We start from the raw sequence: 16,894 nt of genomic DNA, 5'->3' as shown, positions 1-16,894 counted from the left end.
GCTGATGATCTACCGCGCGTCGACGATCATCCCGGCGCCGACGGTGCCGTTCGTCGCCTCGTCGATGAGGATGAACCCGCCGGTGAGCCGGTTGCGCGAGTAGTCGTCGACGAACAGCGGCTGAGTGATCCGCAGGGACACCCGGCCGATCTCGTTGAGACCCAGCGACGTCGCCGCCTCGTCCCGGTGGAGCGTGTTGACGTCCAGCCGGTACTGCAGATCCCTGACCAGGGCCCGTGCCGTACGCGTCGTGTGCTTGATGATCAGCTTGGACCGGGGCTGGAGTTTCACCGAGTCGGCCATCCAGCAGACCATCGCGTCGAGCTCCTGCGCGACGCTCGGCTGGTTGTGCGGCCGGCAGATCAGGTCGCCCCGCGAGATGTCGATGTCGTCCTCCAGCCGGAGGGTGACCGACATGGGCGGGAACGCCTCCTCGACCGGTCCGTCGAACGTGTCGATCGCCGCGATGCGTGTGGTCAGCCCCGACGGCAGGTGCGTGACCTCGTCACCCGGCTTCAGCACGCCGCCGGCCACCTGCCCGGCGTATCCCCGGTAGTCGTGCAGCTCCTGGCTGGTCGCGCTGTGCGGCCTGATCACGTACTGCACGGGGAAGCGCACGTCGACCAGGTTCCGGTCGGAGGCGATGTGCACGTTCTCCAGGTGGTGCAGCAGCGACGTCCCCTGGTACCAGGGCATGTTCTCCGAGCGGGAGACCACGTTGTCGCCGTGCAGCGCCGAGATCGGGATGAATGTGAGGTCCGCCGCGTTCAGCTTCGACGCGAACGCGGTGAACTCCTCCCGGATCTCCTCGAACCGCTCCTCGGCGTAGTCGACCAGGTCCATCTTGTTCACCGCGAGGACCAGGTGCGGCACACGAAGCAGCGTCGTCAGGAAGGCGTGCCGCCTCGACTGCTCGAGCACGCCCTTGCGGGCGTCGATCAGGATGATCGCCAGGTCGGCGGTGGACGCGCCGGTGACCATGTTCCGGGTGTACTGGATGTGTCCCGGAGTGTCGGCGATGATGAACTTCCGCTTGGGCGTCGCGAAGTAGCGGTACGCCACGTCGATCGTGATGCCCTGCTCCCGCTCGGCGCGCAGGCCGTCGGTGAGCAGCGACAGGTCGGTGTACTCGGTGCCGCGGTCGCGCGAGGTCCGCTCGACCGCCTCCAACTGGTCCTCGAAGATGGCCTTGGAGTCGAACAGCAACCGCCCGATCAGGGTGGACTTGCCGTCGTCGACCGAACCCGCGGTGGCGAAACGAAGGATGTCCATTTAGAAGTAGCCTTCCTTCTTGCGGTCCTCCATCGCGGCCTCCGAGGCGCGGTCGTCGGCACGCGTCGCGCCGCGCTCGGTGATCCGCGTCACCGCGATCTCCTCGATGATCTCCTCGACCGTCGCGGCCGTGGACGCCACGGCGCCGGTGCACGTCATGTCACCGACCGTGCGGTAGCGGACGACGGCCTCGAACAGCGGCTCGTCCTCACCGCGCCGCACCACCTCGGCGTCGGGGAGCAGCATGCCGTCCCGCTCGAACACCGTCCGCGTGTGCGAGAAGTAGATCGACGGGATCTCGATGCCCTCGCGCCGGATGTAGTCCCAGATGTCCAGCTCGGTCCAGTTGGACAGCGGGAACACGCGGATGTGCTCACCCTTGCGGATCTTCGAGTTGTACAGGTTCCACAGCTCGGGACGCTGGTTCTTCGGATCCCACTGGCCGAAGTCGTCACGGAAGGAGAAGACCCGCTCCTTGGCCCGCGCCTTCTCCTCGTCCCGCCGGGCTCCACCGAACACGGCGTCGAACTCGTGCTCCTCGATGGCGTCCAGCAGCGTCGTCGTCTGCAACCGGTTGCGCGAGGCGCGCCGCCCGGTCTCCTCGGAGACGCGCCCGGAGTCGATCGAGTCCTGCACGCTGGCCACCACGAGCCGGGCGCTCAGCTCGTCGGCCCGCCGGTCGCGGAACTCGATGACCTCAGGGAAGTTGTGCCCCGTATCCACGTGCATGAGGGGGAAGGGGATCGGCGCCGGCCAGAACGCCTTCTCCGCGATGCGGAGCATGACGATGGAGTCCTTGCCGCCGGAGAACAGCAGACAAGGGCGCTCGAACTCGGCCGCGACCTCACGCATGATGTGGATCGCCTCGGCCTCCAGGACGTCGAGCTGCGACGTCGTGTAGTCGCGCTGAAGCATTAGGGGATTCCTTCGACGGGCTAGCGGTGCAGGTCACGGATGCCGGCGAGCAACGTTGGCGCCAGATCCGGTAGGGAGACCAGGATATCCGGCAATGAGGGGTCGGCTTGGTTGTACACGAGCGGCGAGCCGTCGATTCTGCTCGCGTGGGCGCCCGCGGCGAGCGCGACGGCGACCGGAGCGGCCGAATCCCACTCGTACTGGCCGCCCGCGTGCACGTACGCCTCGACCGCGCCCGTCAGCACCGCGGCGATCTTGGCGCCCGCCGAGCCGATCGGCACCAGCTCCGCGCCCACCTCGTGCGCCAGCTTCGCCACGAACTCGGGCGGTCGGGTCCGGCTGACCGCGATGCGGAAGCGCCCGGACGCCCGGGGCAGCAGGGGCGGCTCCCCGGTGGTGAGCGTCCTCCCCTGGGCCGGAAGCGCCACGGCGCCGGCCGTCAGCGCGTCGCCCTCCCACAGCGCCACGTGGACCGCCCAGTCGGACCTGCCCTCCTCGGCGAACTCGCGGGTGCCGTCCAGCGGATCGACGATCCAGACCCGCTCGGCGGAGAGCCTCCGGGGATCCAGCCGCTCCTCGCGCGTGGCCTCCTCCGACAGAACGCTGTCGTCCGGCCGGAACCGCGCCAGGGCCTCCATCAGATAGTCATGCGACCCGCGGTCTCCCGCGTCCTTCAACGCCTTCGGATCGGCGAAGCCGTGGCGGTCGCGGAGCCGCAGCAGCAGCTCACCCGCCTCCGACGCCAGCTCACCGGCCAGAGTGTGGTCGTCCCGCATCGTCATTCAGTAAGCTCCCGCCCCGCGTATCACGGCCGACCACGTCTTCCACAGGATCTGCAGATCCAGCATGAGAGACCAGCTCTCGACGTAACGCAGGTCCAACCGCACTGATTCCTCCCATGACAGGTCCGATCGCCCGTTCACCTGCCACAGGCCTGTCATCCCCGGGCGGACCACGAGCCGCCTGCGGACGTCGTCACGGTACCGTGCGACCTCCTCCGGCAGCGGCGGACGCGGCCCCACCAAGGACATGTGTCCCTTCACCACGTTGATCAGCTGGGGCAACTCGTCCAGCGAGCGGCGCCGCAGCCAGCTTCCCATCGGCGTCACCCGCGGGTCCTGACGGATCTTGAACAGCACCCCGCCCGCGTCGCTGACGAGATCGACCTTCCGCGCCTCCGCGTCCTGCCACATCGTGCGGAACTTCAGGATGGTGAACTCCGCGCCGTCCTTGCCGACCCGCGTCTGCCGGAACAGCGCCGGTCCCGGGCTCGACACGCGTACGGCCACCACCAGGACGGCGAGCAGCGGGGACAGCACGACGAGCGCCACTCCCGCCACGATCCGGTCGAAGGCGTTCTTGATGAGCTGCCGGATCCCGGCCAGCTCCGGATGTTCCACGTGCAGCAGCGGCAGCCCCGCCACGGGCCTGATCGTGGTGCGCGGCCCGGCCACCTCCATCAGCGCGGGCGCGACGACCAGGTCCGTACGGCTGCGCTCCAACCGCCACGCCAGCCGCCGCAGCGCCGTACCGTCCAGCTCGGGGCAGGCCAGCACGGCCACCGTGTCCGCCCCGGCCTGCTCCACCACCAGGGGGACGTCGGTGAAGTCGCCGAGCACCGGCACGCCCTCCACCTCTCCCGAGGCGTCGTACGGCACGCAGGCGGCGACGATCTCCATCCCGTGGTAGCGCTCGCGCCGGAACCTGCGCGTCAGATCCGTGATCGCGGCCCGGTGGCCGACCGCCACGACCCTGCGCATGCAGCCGCCCCTCGCCCAGCGCCGGTGCAGCCTGCGGCGCATGCCGTACCTGGCGCAGAGGGTGAGCACGGTCATCACCGGGAGGGCCAGCACCACGTAACCGCGGGCGATGTCGGTCTTCGTCACGTACGCGGCGATCGCGACGGCGGCGGTCAGCGTGAAGCCGGACTGGGCGATCCGGCGGAACTCCTCGGAGCCCACCCCGATCAGGCGCGGCTCGTACGCCCGGTTGATCGCCAGCGAGCACGACCACAGGAGCGGCAGCATCCCGCTCATCACGACATAGGGGGCGACGTACGGAGTAACCTCGCCGAACCGGGCCGCGACAGCGGTGGTTCCAGCGAGGAGAGCACAGGCGATGTCGACGAGTGCCGCGTGGAAGCGGTACCGCGAGGCCCATTTCGGCGGCCGGGAGACAGGAGACGCGGACACGCCCCCCGGCATGCTCACGGCCGCCGCGGCCAACTCGCCCTCCTGCACGCCCCCCGCCTCCCCGCGAATGGTCGATTTGCCATCGAACTGTCACTGAACGCTTACCGACAGTGACGGCATGCTAGCGGCCGAATGGCCACGCTTGAGGAGAATCCGTGAAAGCCGAAACGTATATATCCGTTGATATCGAAGCCGACGGGCCCATTCCCGGCCCTTATTCCATGGTGAGTTTCGGCATGGCGGTCGCCGGACGTATGGCGGGAAGGACGTTCGAGAGGCCCGAACCGGAATCGGCGACCTTCTACGCCGAACTCCGCCCGATCAGCGACGACTACGTGCCCGCCGCCCTCGCCGTGAGCGGCCTCGACCGCGACGCGCTGATCAGGGAGGGATGGCACCCGGCTGAGGCGATGAGCGCAGCCGCGGCCTGGGTGCGCGAGGTCTGCGGGAACACGCTGCCCGTGCTGGCCGCGTTCCCGCTTTCCTACGACTGGATGTGGATCTACTGGTATTTCATGAAATTCACCGGGGAATCTCCGTTCGGACATTCCCGGTGCATCGACATCAAGACGCTCTACGCGGCGAAGGCCGGCGTCCCGATCGCCTGGTCCACCAAACGGCAGATGCCGCGCGAGGTGAGATCCACCCGCCGGCACACCCACCACGCCCTCGACGACGCGATCGAGCAGGCCGAGCTCTTCCAGAACCTCATGCTCTGGCGGGACCGCGACCGCCCCACCGCCGGGGACGCCGTCAGCGAGGAGGCTTGACCGGGTTCAGGTCGGCCGCGTGGAAGGTGTTCTGCGTGGCCTCCAGCCCCACCCGGATCAGCGACTCCACCATGTCCGCCGACCGGTCCACCAGGAACGGCAGGTCCTTGCGCTCCACCGTCGCGAAGTCCTTCAGAACGAAGGCCGCCGCGTCCATCCGGCCCGGCGGCCGGCCGATCCCGAACCTGATCCGCAGGTAGTCCCGCGTCGCCAGGGACTTGGTGATCGACTTGAGGCCGTTGTGCCCGTTGTCGCCGCCGCCCAGCTTCGCCCGCAGGGCGCCGTACGGGATGTCCAGCTCGTCATGGATCACGACGACATTGGCTGGGGCCACCTTGTAGAAGTCCGCGAGCGCCTTCACCGGACCGCCGGACAAGTTCATGAACGACAGCGGCTTCGCCAGCACAGCGGGAGCACCCGCCAGCCGGCCCTCGACGATCTCCGCCCGCGACCGGTGCACCTTGAACCGGCCGCCGACCCGCGCCGCCAGCTCGTCCAGCACCATGAATCCCGCGTTGTGCCGGTTACCGGCGTACTCCGGCCCCGGGTTGCCCAGGCCGACGACCAGCCAGCGCTGATCCTCCATCACCGTCTCCTCATACGGAGAAGTCCTCCACAGGACATCCTGTGGAGGACCCTCTCACGCGAAACGTTCCTACTCGGCGGCCTCGGCCGGAGCCTCGCCCTCGGCGGCCTCGGCCGCGACGGCCTCGCCCTCGGCCGGCAGCTCCGCCACCTGAGCCGCGACGACGTGCAGGACCAGCGCCTCCGGGTCGCCCGCGAGGGTGACGCCGTTCGGCAGGTTCAGGTCGCTCGCGTTAACGGCGAAGCCGACCTCCTTGCCCTCGACGTCCACCTCGACACCGGCCGGGATGTGCGTCGCCTCGGCCTCGACCGAGACCGTCACCAGCTGCTGGTCGAGCAGGGCGCCGCCGACCACGTCACCGGTGACGGTGACCGGGATCTCGACGGTGACCTTCTCGCCCCGCTTGACCAGGAGCAGGTCGACGTGCTCGACGAAGCCCTTGATCGGGTCACGCTGGACACCCTTGGGCAGCGCCAGCTCGTCCACCTCACCCTGCAGGTGGATCAGCACGTTGGCCGTACGCAGGGCCAGCAGGACCTCGTGGCCCGGCAGCGTCAGGTGCCTCGGGTCGGTGCCGTGGCCGTACAGGACGGCGGGGACCTTGTCGGCGCGGCGGATCTTGCGAGCGGCGCCCTTGCCGAACTCCGTACGGAGCTCAGCGGCGATGCGAACCTCAGACACGGCACATCTCCTAGGGATGATCGTTATGGATGACGCGCTCCCCCTCACCCGCCCTAGCGGAAGGCGTTACGAGCGCAACTTGAGCAGCCTACCCGAACCGCGGCCCCCGCCACTCCACGATGGCGGGGACCCGCGGGTCACGAGCGATCAGCTGTCGCCCTCGAAGAGGCTGGTCACCGAACCGTCGGTGAAGACCTGCTCGATGGCGCGCGCGATCAGCGGTGCGATCGACAGCACGGTCAGGCTGTCGAACCTCTTGTCCTCCGCCAGCGGCAGCGTGTTGGTGACGACCACCTCGGAGATCCGGGAGTTCTTCAGCCGGTCCACCGCCGGGTCGGAGAACACCGCGTGCGTCGCCGCCACGATCACGTCGGTCGCGCCGTGCTCGTACAGCGCGTCGGCCGCCTTGCAGATCGAGCCGCCCGTGTCGATCATGTCGTCGATGAGAACGCAGGTGCGTCCCTTGACACGGCCGACCACCTCGTGCACCTTGACCTGGTTCGCCACGTCGAGGTCCCGCCGCTTGTGGATGAACGCCACCTGGGTGCCCAGCGCGTCCGACCAGCGCTCGGCCAGCCGCACGCGGCCGGTGTCGGGCGAGACGATCGTCGTGGTCGCGGGGTCGAGCTTGTCCCGCAGATAGTCGATCAGCACCGGCGAGGCGAACAGGTGGTCCACCGGGCCGTCGAAGAAGCCCTGGATCTGCGAGGTGTGCAGATCGATCGACATCAGCCGGTCCGCGCCCGCCTGCTTGAACAGGTCAGCCATCAGCCGCGCCGTGATCGGCTCGCGGCCGCGCCCCTTCTTGTCCTGCCGGGCGTACCCGAAGAACGGCATGATCACGGTGATGCGCTTGGCCGAGGCCCGCTTCAGGGCATCGACCATGATCAGCTGCTCCATGATCCATTTGTTGATCGGAGCGGTGTGGCACTGCATCACGAACGCGTCGCAGCCCCGGACGGACTCCAGATAGCGCACGTAGATCTCGCCGTTCGCGAAGTCGCGCAACGCCGTCGGAGTGATCTCCACCCCGAGGTTCGACGCCACCTCCTCGGCCAGCTCGGGAAACGCCCGGCCCGAGAAGAACATCAGGTTCCGCTCGCCCGCCGCCTTGATTCCACTCACGACGCTCTCCTCGCCGAACATGCGGCCACCATCCGGCAACTCGTCATCCGTACCCGCGGCACCTCGCTGTGCCCCCTTGCTCGCTCGCTGTGCACGCTCACGGCGGCTGTTTCCCCTCGGGAAGTTACGCGGTCTCCCGCGCCTCGATCTCTCCTTGCTGACTGCGTACGGCCTCGCGCCGCTTGTTCGGTCGCTATTCCTGGTCGACCTCTTCCTGCGCCGCCAGAGCGAGCCGGGCGGCCTCGGCCGAAGAGGTCCCGGCACGACGGCGCGTGACCCATCCTTCAATGTTGCGCTGCCTGCCCCTGGCCACCGCCATCGCCCCTGGCGGGACGTCATTGGTGATCACCGAGCCGGCGGCGGTGTAGGCGCCGTCACCCACCCGCACCGGAGCGACCAGCATGTTGTCGCTGCCGATCCGGACGTGGTCGCCCACGACCGTGTGGTGCTTGTCGACGCCGTCGTAGTTCACGAAGACGCACGCCGCGCCGATGTTGGACCCGGTCCCGATGGTCGCGTCCCCGACATAGGTCAGGTGCGGCACCTTGGAGCCGTCGCCGATCGCGGCGTTCTTGGTCTCGACGTATGTCCCGATCTTCCCCTTGCGCCCGAGACGGGTGCCGGGGCGCAGGTAGGCGAACGGGCCGACCGACGCCTCCGCGCCGATCTCGGCGCCCTCGCAGACCGCGTTGCGCACCACGGCGTCCTCGCCCACCACGGTGTCGGTCAGCGTCGTGGCCGGGCCGATCCTGGCGCCACCGCCCACGCTCGTCGCACCGTGGAGCTGGGTCCCGGGGAGGATCACGGCGTCGGGGCCGATGACCACCCCGGCGTCGACCAGCGTGCTGGACGGGTCGACGATCGTGACCCCCGCCCGCATGTGCGCCTTGAGGATGCGGTCGTTGAGCACCTGCCGGGCGAAGGCGAGCTGGACCCGGTCGTTGACGCCCTCGACCTCCACGTAGTCGGCCGCGACGTGCGCCCCCACGCGGTGGCCGTCCTCCCGCAGGATGGACAGCACGTCGGTGAGGTATTCCTCACCCTGGGCGTTGGCCGCGCCCACCCGCTTGACCGCGTCGGCGAGCAGCAACCCGTCGAAGGCGTAGACGCCCGAGTTCATCTCGGTGACCGCTCGCTGCTCGGGTGTGGCGTCCTTCTCCTCGACGATCTCCAGGACGGCGCCGGTGGTGTCGCGGATGATCCGCCCGTATCCCGTCGGATCGGGCACCACCGCGGTGAGCACGGTGACGGCGTTGCCGTCCTCGGCGTGCCGTTCCACCAGGGCGCTCAGCGTCTCGGCGCGCAGCAGCGGCGTGTCGCCGTACGTGACGAGGACCGTGCCGTTGATCGTGCCGACCGCCTCGAGGACGGTGCGCACGGCGTGGCCGGTGCCGTTCTGCCTGGACTGGACGACGGTGCGCGCGTCCGGCGCGCTCCCGGCCAGATGGGCCTCGACCTGCTCACGGGCATGGCCGATCACCACGATCAGCCGCTCGGGCTCCAGCCCGCGGGCCGCGCCGAGCATGTGATCGACGAGCGCGCGACCGCACAGCTCGTGCAGGACCTTGGGGGTTCTCGACTTCATCCGGGTGCCCTCGCCCGCGGCGAGGACGATGACGGCGGCAGGGCGCGGCACACTCACTTGCGGGGGCTCCCTCGGATCCGCGATTGAAACGGGTCGGCTTGAGGATCACGTACGGCTACCGCCAGGGCGTCGCACGGTCACCCACTCGACAAGGTGAGCTTACCTGCCGTCCCCCAACCGGAATCCAGCCCCCACCTGGAACGCCGCCCTCGGCTCGGGGTCACGCAACGTGACGGCGAAGCACCGTTACCCGCGGCCGAGTACGCCGGTGTGCCCGGGTCAGGACGCTGGTCCCGATGTTCACCTTGCCGGACACTCCGGACAGTAACCACGGCGCTGCTTCCTCAGCCGAAAACAGCCCGACAGCGGGCGGTCCCGGCGAGCGAAGACGCCGTGACAGCGAGCCGCCCGATCGGGCCGAACGCCGTCGCGAAGACGCGAGTGATCGGAGCGTCGCGGCGGACGCGCGGTGCGCCCATGCCCGCGATGAGCGACCGGCCCGGTTCCCGGCCGGAAAGGTCCGGACAAGGAAGAAGCCTGGCCGGTCTCACCACCCGACCAGGCCCCGAACCCGTTCTTACTGCTCCCGGGAGAGGATTCGAACCCCTACAAACGACACCAAAAGACGTTGTCCTGCCTGGTTAGACGACCCGGGATGGTCTCGAACCTTCTAAGAAGGTTCGGAGCCTCGCCCTAGCTTACCGATCGACGGCATGCTCTGCTGATTCGCCGGATGCGGCTCGGAAGATCCCCTCGACCCAACCCTCGATCTTTCGATAAAGCCACGCGCCGCGGCGAACCTCCACCCGGAGGCATCCGTGGCAGTCGTCCCCCACATTGCTACGCGCCGTCATGGGCCGATGCCTCTTGATGACGGGACTCCCGAACCGGTCCGCCGTCTCATGGATGCAGATGGGGAAGGCCAGATCGGCGCGATCCACGCCGACAACTCCCGAGAATCGAAGGAAGAAGCGGATCAAACCCGGGTCGCTGTTCATGGAAGCGACCCGGTCATAACGACGGCCCGGCTTGCTCTTCCCCCCTTCGCACCGACAGGCCACCACGCCGGCAATGAGGAGATCCCTCTCCGAGAGCCCGCCGACCATCGCAGCCGCGTCGTCCCGGCCCGCCCGCCTGAGGGACTCGCGCTCATCTCGCTCGGTCTCCCAGTAGCGCCGCGCTCCTTCCGCCGCGCGCTGCTTGCGCTGCTCGGGGCCGAACGTCGGCGGATCGGGCAGGTCGCTGGTTAATCGAACACTAGTTTGAATGACTCTCCGTCGCAATCCGAATACTCAACGCGATTCGCGACCGGCACGGTGCGAGCGGGACAGGTCCTCCAGGGGGCCGCCAACCTGGCGCAAAGGTTGCCCCGCCACCCTGGCTCCGCAGCCGCCGAGGGCCCACGCTTTTAGCAGACCTAGTGACACTTCCACAAGGCATGGATGCGCCACGAGTTGGGGTGGGAATGAGTCACCTTCCCTACATTCGCGGCTTAGGAATTCCTAACTTACGATGGCGTAGGTTACGGTGGCGTAGCCGGACAATCTTCCCCACATCTTCGCGAGGTAGCCCATGACTGTCCTCACCGAACGTCCTGCACAGCAGCCCAAGCCGGAGTTCGAGCCGGAGCCGAAAACCCGAGCCGAACTGATCACCTTCGGCATCGTCGTCGGAGCTCCCATCATCGCGCTGTTCGCCGCCGTGCCGTTCGCCTGGGGATGGGGCCTGGGCTGGAGCGACGTGATCATCTTCGCGGTCTTCTACGTCGTGACCGGCCTCGGGGTCACCGTGGGCTTCCACCGCTACTTCACGCATGGGTCGTTCAAGGCCACCCGCCCCCTGAAGCTCATCCTGGGGATCGCCGGCAGCCTCTCGCTCGAGATGTCCGTGCTCGACTGGGTCGCGACCCACCGCAAGCACCACAAGTTCTCCGACAAGGAGGGCGACCCCCACTCACCGTGGCGGTTCGGTCCGGGCTTCAAGTCCCTGTCCAAGGGGCTGCTCTACGCGCACATGGGCTGGCTGTTCGAGTCCGAGCGCACCAACCGCGAGAAGTACGCTCCGGACCTGGTCAAGGACCCGGACATCATGAAGCTGCACAAGTGGTTCCCGGCGCTGGCCGCCACCTCGATGCTGCTGCCGGCGGTACTCGGCGGGCTGGTGACCTGGTCCTGGCAGGGTGCGGTCACCGCCTTCTTCTGGGGCACCCTGATCCGCATCGGCCTGCTGCACCACGTCACCTGGTCGATCAACTCGATCTGCCACGTCTTCGGTGACGAGGCCTTCGAGGTCCGCGACAAGTCGCGCAACGTGTGGTGGCTGGCGATCCCGTCGTTCGGCGAGTCGTGGCACAACCTGCACCACTCCGACCCGACCTGCGCCAGGCACGGCGTGCTCAAGGGCCAGATCGACCTCAGCGCGGGCATGATCCGCTGGTTCGAGAAGGCCGGCTGGGCGCACGACGTGCGCTGGCCCAACGCCGAGCGACTGGCGGCGAAACGACTTGGGTGATCCCGCCGATACCTCTTCTCGGCGCCGCCCGGCTGTCGTCGCGCCCCTCGCTTCGGCGGGGGCGGCGGCGACAGCCGTACGTACGCGTCTGGACCCGCCGGGCGGTGAGGCCGCGGCGGTACCGGAATCTGCCGACGGAACCAAACAGGCCATCATGGGACGTGTGAACGACTCCTCCCGATCTCGACGACGCATGACGGGCGCGGAGCGACGCGAGCAGCTGATCCAGATCGGCCGCGCGCTCTTCGCGGAGAAGGGCTTCGACGGCACCTCTGTCGAGGAGATCGCGGCGAGCGCCAAGGTCTCCAAGCCTGTCGTCTACGAACACTTCGGCGGCAAGGAGGGCATCTACGCGGTCGTCATCGACCGGGAGATGCAGCGGCTGCTCACCCTGGTCACGCAGGCGTTGTCGGCGTCGCACGCGCTGGTGAAGCTGGAACGGGCGGCGCTGGCGCTCCTCCAGTACATCGAGGAGAGCAGCGAGGGATTCCGCATCCTGGTCCGCGACTCGCACGCCGCGTCCGGGACGGGCACGTTCGCGAGCCTGATCAGCGACATCGCCAGCCAGGTCGAGGACGTACTGGCCGACGAGTTCAAGGAACGCGGCTACGACCCGAACCTCGCGCCGATGTACGCGCAGATGCTGGTCGGGATGACGGCGCTGACCGGGCAGTGGTGGCTGGACGTGCGCAAGCCGCGGCGCGAGGAGGTGGCCGCGCATCTGGTCAACCTGTCGTGGAACGGACTGACCGGCCTCGATCCGAATCCCCAGCTCACCGCGGCCACCCGCGGTCTGGTGCTGGCCCCGCCCGCGGACGCCCGTACGGCACGGCCGACGGAGCGTGAGCTCAAGGAGAGCGAGAAGGCGCGGGAACGCGAGCTCAAGGAGCAGGAGAAAGCGCAGCGCGAGCAGGAGAAGGCCCAGCGCGAGCAGGAGAAAGCACGCGAACGCGAGCTGAAAGAACAAGAAAAGACCCGCGAACGCGAACTCAAGGAGCAGCAGAAGAAGCTGCAGCGCGAGCAGGAGAAGGCCCAGCGCGACCAGGAGAAAGCACGCGAACGCGAGCTGAAAGAACAAGAAAAGACCCGCGAACGCGAACTCAAGGAGCAGCAGAAGAAGCTGCAGCGCGAGCAGGAGAAGGCCCAGCGCGACCAGGAGAAAGCACGCGAACGCGAGCTGAAAGAACAAGAAAAGACCCGCGAACGCGAACTCAAGGAGCAGGAGAAGGTCCAGCGCGAGCAGGAGAAGCTCCAGCGCGACCAGGAGAAAGCGCGGGAGCGGCAGGCCCGTAAGGCCGCCAAAGGCAGTCCCCAGCAGGAGGACGGGGACTCGGCCTGACGGTCGGGCGACGCGTTCCCCTTCTCCTTTCTCTATCCCTGCGGCGCCTGTTCCTCCCTGTCCTGCCTGTCCTCCCTGTCCTTCCTGGCGACGACGAAGATCCGCCGGAAGGGAAAGGCCGTGCCGTACGGGCGGCGTGGGTAGGCGTCACCGAGCAGCCGTGCGCAGTCGGCCAGGAAATCGGCCCGGCGGTCCGGCCCGAGCCGGGCGAGCATGGGCCGCAGGGCGGTGCCCCTGACCCAGTTGAGCACCGCGTCGTCACCGGGGAGCACATGGACGTATGTGGTCTCCCAGGCGTCCACGGTGCAGCCGAGGCCCGCGAGCAGGTCCAGATAGTCGGCGGGATCACCGACCGGGGTATCCCGCGCCAGGTCGCCCAACTCGTCGCGCCAGGTCGTACGGCACAGCCGGCGGATCAGGGCGTGGCTGGGCGCGTCAAAGTTGCCGGGCACCTGGAAGGCGAGCCAGCCGCCGGCAGGCAGGCCCTGCGCCCACCGGGCGAGGAGCTCGCGGTGCTCGGGGATCCACTGGAGCGCCGCGTTGGACACGATGACGTCGGCGGGGCGTCGCGGGCGCCAGTCCCGTATGTCGGCGACCTCGAACTCGAGGCGCTCCCCGCGAGGAGCTTTTCCGATCATGGCGGCGGAGGAATCGATGCCGTGGACGGTCGCGGTGGGCCAGCGTCTGGCGAGTTCGGCGGTGAGCTCGCCGGTGCCACAACCGAGGTCGACGACATGTTCGGGGGCGTCGGCCGCCACGCGGGTGATCAGGTCGAAGAAGGGACGGGACCGCTCGTCGGCGTATGTCCCGTAGATCGTAGGATCCCAGATGTCCGGTGCCATGAAGGGCGCTCCTCTTTATCTTGATGTCGAGATAGTCCATACCGGAGTCTCTCGATGTCAAGAGAGCTAAAATCAACACCATGTCGCACTCCAGGGCCGCCGAAGACGAGGTGGACCGCCTCATCGCGGCCTGGCAGCAGGAACGCCCCGACCTGGACGTCACCCCACTCGAAGTGCTCAGCCGGGTGTCCCGGCTCAGCCGCCACCTGGATCGGGCGCGACGCGCGGCGTTCGCCGAGCACGACCTCGAATCATGGGAGTTCGACGTGCTCACCGCGCTCCGGCGCGCCGGCAGGCCGTACGAGCTGAGCCCGGGGGCGCTGCTGCGGGCGACCCTCGTCACATCGGGAACGATGACGAACCGGATCGACCGGATGGTCGCCTCCGGGCTGGTCACCCGCCACCCCGACCCGGAGGACCGCCGCGGTGTTCTCGTCCGACTGACCGCCCGGGGCGTCGAGCGGGTGGACGCCGCCTTCGCCGGCCTACTGCGCCGCGAACGGGAACTGCTCGCCGGTCTGGGCGAACGCGAGCAGCGCACGCTCGCCGCCCTGCTTCACACCCTGCTCGTCCCCTTCGACGCCTCGGACGGCGGATCGCATTAGGTCGTGCCGCGGCATACCAGGCCGCGGCCCGCGAATGCCCCTCCACGGGACGAGAGCGTCCTTTTCGCCTTCCGGCGTGCAGAGCCCGCTTCCACGCGACGAAGATCCGCGGAGCGGGGGCGTGACCTCGTCGCCTCTCGCCATCCAGGCGCCAGGGCCCTCTTTGACACCCTTTGAGTTCCGACTTTTCGGGACAAAACGGGCAAAGAGGTCTTTAGTCGATTGCCGTCTACGCCGATTCGGTAGATAAAACTGTGATTTAACTCACAACGCGGGCGGACTCGACGCGCTGCCGCTCGGGTGCCGGACGCCGGGCTCACCCCAAGTTGATCAGCGGAAATACCGCTCCTCATCGCTCAGACGGTGTCAACCAGCCATCTGGTTCCACTGACTCAGAACTTTTCTGGCGGGTTCCCTCACAGCAAACACTTATGTAACGTCCTTTGTCATCCCTTTACTGACGGTGGGACGCAAGTTGACGCCCCACGACAGACCAAGGAGCGAACCCCTTGAAGCGCACTCTTGCCTATGGTGGCCTCGTCGCCACCGCCGGTCTGCTCGCCGCCGGCCTGGCCGCCCCGGCCAACGCCACCGGTGACGTTGCCAGTACCCCCCTCGCGAACACCAACCTGGCCGCCCAGCAGGTCGCCGCCTACTGGTACGGCGAGGCCAAGGCCAACCTGATCAACGCCACGCCGTACGGCGTGGAGACGAAGATCGTCGCCAAGCACGTCTCCAAGGGCGGCCCCGCGGCTGACAGCAAGCCCGGCGTCGTGCCCGCGATCGGCGACGAGAAGAAGACGACCGCCAAGTCGAAGAACGTCAACCTGCCCAAGACCACGGGCAAGGTGTTCTTCAAGGGCGGGGACGGCAAGCCGCACTGGTGCTCCGCCACCTCGGTCCAGTCCGCGTACCGCAACCTGGTCGCCACGGCCGGCCACTGCGTCTACGACACCGAGTCGAACAAGGCCACCCTCGACAAGTGGGTCTTCGTCCCGGGTTACTACCAGGCCAAGACCCCGTGGGGCATCTACGTCGGCAAGCAGGCCTTCACGCACTACGACTACGACGTCTACGAGGACGGCGACCGCGACTACGCGTTCGTGACCGTCTACAACGGCGTCCTGCCCGAGAGCGTGAGCGCCGACCGCCACTACACGAAGGTCTGGGAGACCGAGGCCGAGGCCAAGGCCGACGTGGACCGCATCGAGAAGTCCCCCTCCACCGTGCGTGGGCACGCCAAGATGACCCCGTTCGTGACGAACGAGGTTGTCAAGGAGGGCACGCCGGGGTCCGAGAAGGTCTACGTCAAGCGGGACGACTGGAAGAAGCTCAACCCTGAGGGCACCGCCTCCTTCGGCCCCTTCAAGGAGGGCACCGGCGTCACCGACGTCAAGTCCGACACCAAGCCTGAGGGCTGGAAGGACGGCGTCTCCACCGACGGCAAGACCTTCTACTTCCAGTCGGGCGGCAAGTACATCACCCGCACCTACTGGATCAACTACGACGTTGACTACAAGGTCACCGGCAAGTTCTTCCAGATCGGTCTGAAGGACGTCGGCCGCCTGGGCGACAACGTCGGTGGTCAGGGTCTGGCCTACAACCAGAAGGTCGGCAAGCCGGTCTTCGTGTTCGGCTACCCGAGCGGCGTTCACCCCGACGGCAACAACGCCTTCACCGGCAAGACCCTCAAGTGGACCTACGGCAAGACCTTCGCGGTCCAGGCCCCGGCCATCAAGGGCGAGGAACTCATCGGCACCAAGTCGTCGTTCACCGGTGAGGGCGCCATCGGCTCCTCCTGGCTGGTGAACTACAACAACGGCCGCCGTCTGGGCTACCTGAACGGTGTGACCATCGGCGTCTCCGACACCGACGGCAACAACCGTTACGACACCAGCTTCTCGCCGTACTTCGACGGTGAGCTGTACGGCGTCTACTCCGCGGCCAAGAACCTCTGGTCCGGCAAGATCGTCTGATCACTGATCAGCGATCTGAGCTGAGGTAAAACTCAGCCCTTCCGCGACGACGAAGGGGCCCGGCATCCAGCCGGGCCCCTTTTTCGCGTCTCCGCCGGGAAGCAGCTCACATCCGGCCACCGCGCGGGTGCCCTCACCCGCGGACTCCCCGCGCATGACCAATTCACGCAAAAATCGGGCGTTTCACCCTTAAATGGCTCTTTGCGTTAATTATCCTTTTTGTGCGATAAAGCGGTAATTCGAGTGTTGCGCATGAAGCGCGGTCGCCCAAGACAGGAAGCAGACGCGGGCCGCGACAAGGCCCCACGCGAGATCCTTATGCGAACCGCGCGACGCCGGGGTCATGGGAATGGGATTGGGATTGGACGAGATGGCGCGGCGTTCGTGCGGAGCTTTCCCAGCACGATCGTGAACGGCTTCCGTTCCGTCGGGCCCGTCGGGCCGACGGCGACGGGGCGACGGGGCGACGGGGCGACGGGGGTCGGCGTCCGTAGG

General features: G+C 67.8%; 15 protein-coding genes and 1 tRNA gene. 5 read left to right on the top strand and 11 right to left on the bottom strand.

Features of this window, described 5'->3' with window-relative positions; translation table 11 throughout:
• Nucleotides 1-9 precede the first annotated feature (9 nt).
• Genes cysN through IMZ11_RS01020 form a run of 4 tightly spaced genes read right to left on the bottom strand, consistent with a single transcriptional unit; the run spans nt 10 to nt 4,391 of the window.
• Nucleotides 10-1,272 carry a sulfate adenylyltransferase subunit CysN gene (gene cysN, locus IMZ11_RS01035; protein ID WP_228636818.1) on the bottom strand — a complete coding sequence of 421 codons (1,263 nt, stop codon included), beginning with the start codon at nt 1,270-1,272 and terminating at the stop codon, nt 10-12.
• Entirely contained in the window at nt 1,273-2,187 is a 915-nt protein-coding gene (gene cysD / locus IMZ11_RS01030; RefSeq protein ID WP_228636817.1) for a sulfate adenylyltransferase subunit CysD, read from the bottom strand.
• A 20-nt stretch (nt 2,188-2,207) separates the two neighbouring features.
• A complete protein-coding gene (locus IMZ11_RS01025; protein WP_228636816.1) occupies nt 2,208-2,969 on the bottom strand; it encodes a 3'(2'),5'-bisphosphate nucleotidase CysQ in 762 nt (253 codons plus the stop codon).
• Nucleotides 2,970-4,391, bottom strand: a complete 1,422-nt coding sequence (locus IMZ11_RS01020) for a sugar transferase (RefSeq protein ID WP_255705889.1) — start codon at nt 4,389-4,391, stop codon at nt 2,970-2,972.
• Nucleotides 4,392-4,600: 209 nt separating this feature from the next.
• On the opposite strand from IMZ11_RS01020, the gene IMZ11_RS01015 reads away from it, so the two are divergent.
• Nucleotides 4,601-5,149, top strand: a complete 549-nt coding sequence (locus IMZ11_RS01015) for a 3'-5' exoribonuclease domain-containing protein (RefSeq protein ID WP_228636814.1) — start codon at nt 4,601-4,603, stop codon at nt 5,147-5,149.
• Here IMZ11_RS01015 and pth read toward each other — a convergent pair.
• From pth to IMZ11_RS00985, 6 genes are all read right to left on the bottom strand, one after another.
• Nucleotides 5,133-5,735, bottom strand: a complete 603-nt coding sequence (gene pth, locus IMZ11_RS01010; protein WP_228636813.1) for an aminoacyl-tRNA hydrolase — start codon at nt 5,733-5,735, stop codon at nt 5,133-5,135. The genes IMZ11_RS01015 and pth overlap by 17 nt on opposite strands.
• A 69-nt stretch (nt 5,736-5,804) precedes the next feature.
• The gene (locus tag IMZ11_RS01005; protein ID WP_228636812.1) at nt 5,805-6,416 is read right to left on the bottom strand and encodes a 50S ribosomal protein L25/general stress protein Ctc; all 612 of its coding nucleotides are present in this window, start codon (nt 6,414-6,416) and stop codon (nt 5,805-5,807) included.
• 147 nt (nt 6,417-6,563) lie between these two features.
• On the bottom strand, nt 6,564-7,541 hold the full coding sequence (locus tag IMZ11_RS01000; RefSeq protein ID WP_061258362.1) for a ribose-phosphate diphosphokinase: 978 nt from the start codon (nt 7,539-7,541) through the stop codon (nt 6,564-6,566).
• Between the two features lie 193 nt (nt 7,542-7,734).
• A complete protein-coding gene (glmU, locus tag IMZ11_RS00995) occupies nt 7,735-9,183 on the bottom strand; it encodes a bifunctional UDP-N-acetylglucosamine diphosphorylase/glucosamine-1-phosphate N-acetyltransferase GlmU (RefSeq protein WP_061258208.1) in 1,449 nt (482 codons plus the stop codon).
• 526 nt (nt 9,184-9,709) lie between these two features.
• A tRNA-Gln gene (locus IMZ11_RS00990) sits at nt 9,710-9,782 on the bottom strand.
• A 42-nt stretch (nt 9,783-9,824) separates the two neighbouring features.
• The gene (locus IMZ11_RS00985) at nt 9,825-10,409 is read right to left on the bottom strand and encodes a hypothetical protein (RefSeq protein WP_228636810.1); all 585 of its coding nucleotides are present in this window, start codon (nt 10,407-10,409) and stop codon (nt 9,825-9,827) included.
• Between the two features lie 289 nt (nt 10,410-10,698).
• Between IMZ11_RS00985 and IMZ11_RS00980 the strand changes: the two genes are divergently transcribed.
• Entirely contained in the window at nt 10,699-11,637 is a 939-nt protein-coding gene (locus IMZ11_RS00980; RefSeq protein WP_228636809.1) for a fatty acid desaturase, read from the top strand.
• A gap of 163 nt (nt 11,638-11,800) precedes the next feature.
• Complete coding sequence (locus tag IMZ11_RS46590) at nt 11,801-12,976, top strand: TetR family transcriptional regulator (RefSeq protein WP_374461904.1); 1,176 nt, start codon at nt 11,801-11,803, stop codon at nt 12,974-12,976.
• A gap of 32 nt (nt 12,977-13,008) precedes the next feature.
• Here the strand turns inward: IMZ11_RS46590 and IMZ11_RS00970 are convergent, their stop codons facing one another.
• On the bottom strand, nt 13,009-13,818 hold the full coding sequence (locus IMZ11_RS00970; protein WP_228636808.1) for a trans-aconitate 2-methyltransferase: 810 nt from the start codon (nt 13,816-13,818) through the stop codon (nt 13,009-13,011).
• Between the two features lie 80 nt (nt 13,819-13,898).
• Between IMZ11_RS00970 and IMZ11_RS00965 the strand changes: the two genes are divergently transcribed.
• Both IMZ11_RS00965 and IMZ11_RS00960 read left to right on the top strand, forming a co-directional pair.
• Nucleotides 13,899-14,423, top strand: coding sequence for a MarR family winged helix-turn-helix transcriptional regulator (locus IMZ11_RS00965; RefSeq protein WP_228636807.1), 525 nt, complete (start codon nt 13,899-13,901; stop codon nt 14,421-14,423).
• A gap of 509 nt (nt 14,424-14,932) precedes the next feature.
• Entirely contained in the window at nt 14,933-16,399 is a 1,467-nt protein-coding gene (locus IMZ11_RS00960) for a serine protease (protein WP_228636806.1), read from the top strand.
• Nucleotides 16,400-16,894: the final 495 nt, after the last annotated feature.

The organism is Microtetraspora sp. AC03309 (assembly GCF_020826795.1).
GTDB classification, from domain to species: Bacteria; Actinomycetota; Actinomycetes; order Streptosporangiales; family Streptosporangiaceae; genus Microtetraspora; species Microtetraspora glauca.
This window is presented reverse-complemented; position numbering and strand designations above follow the sequence as displayed.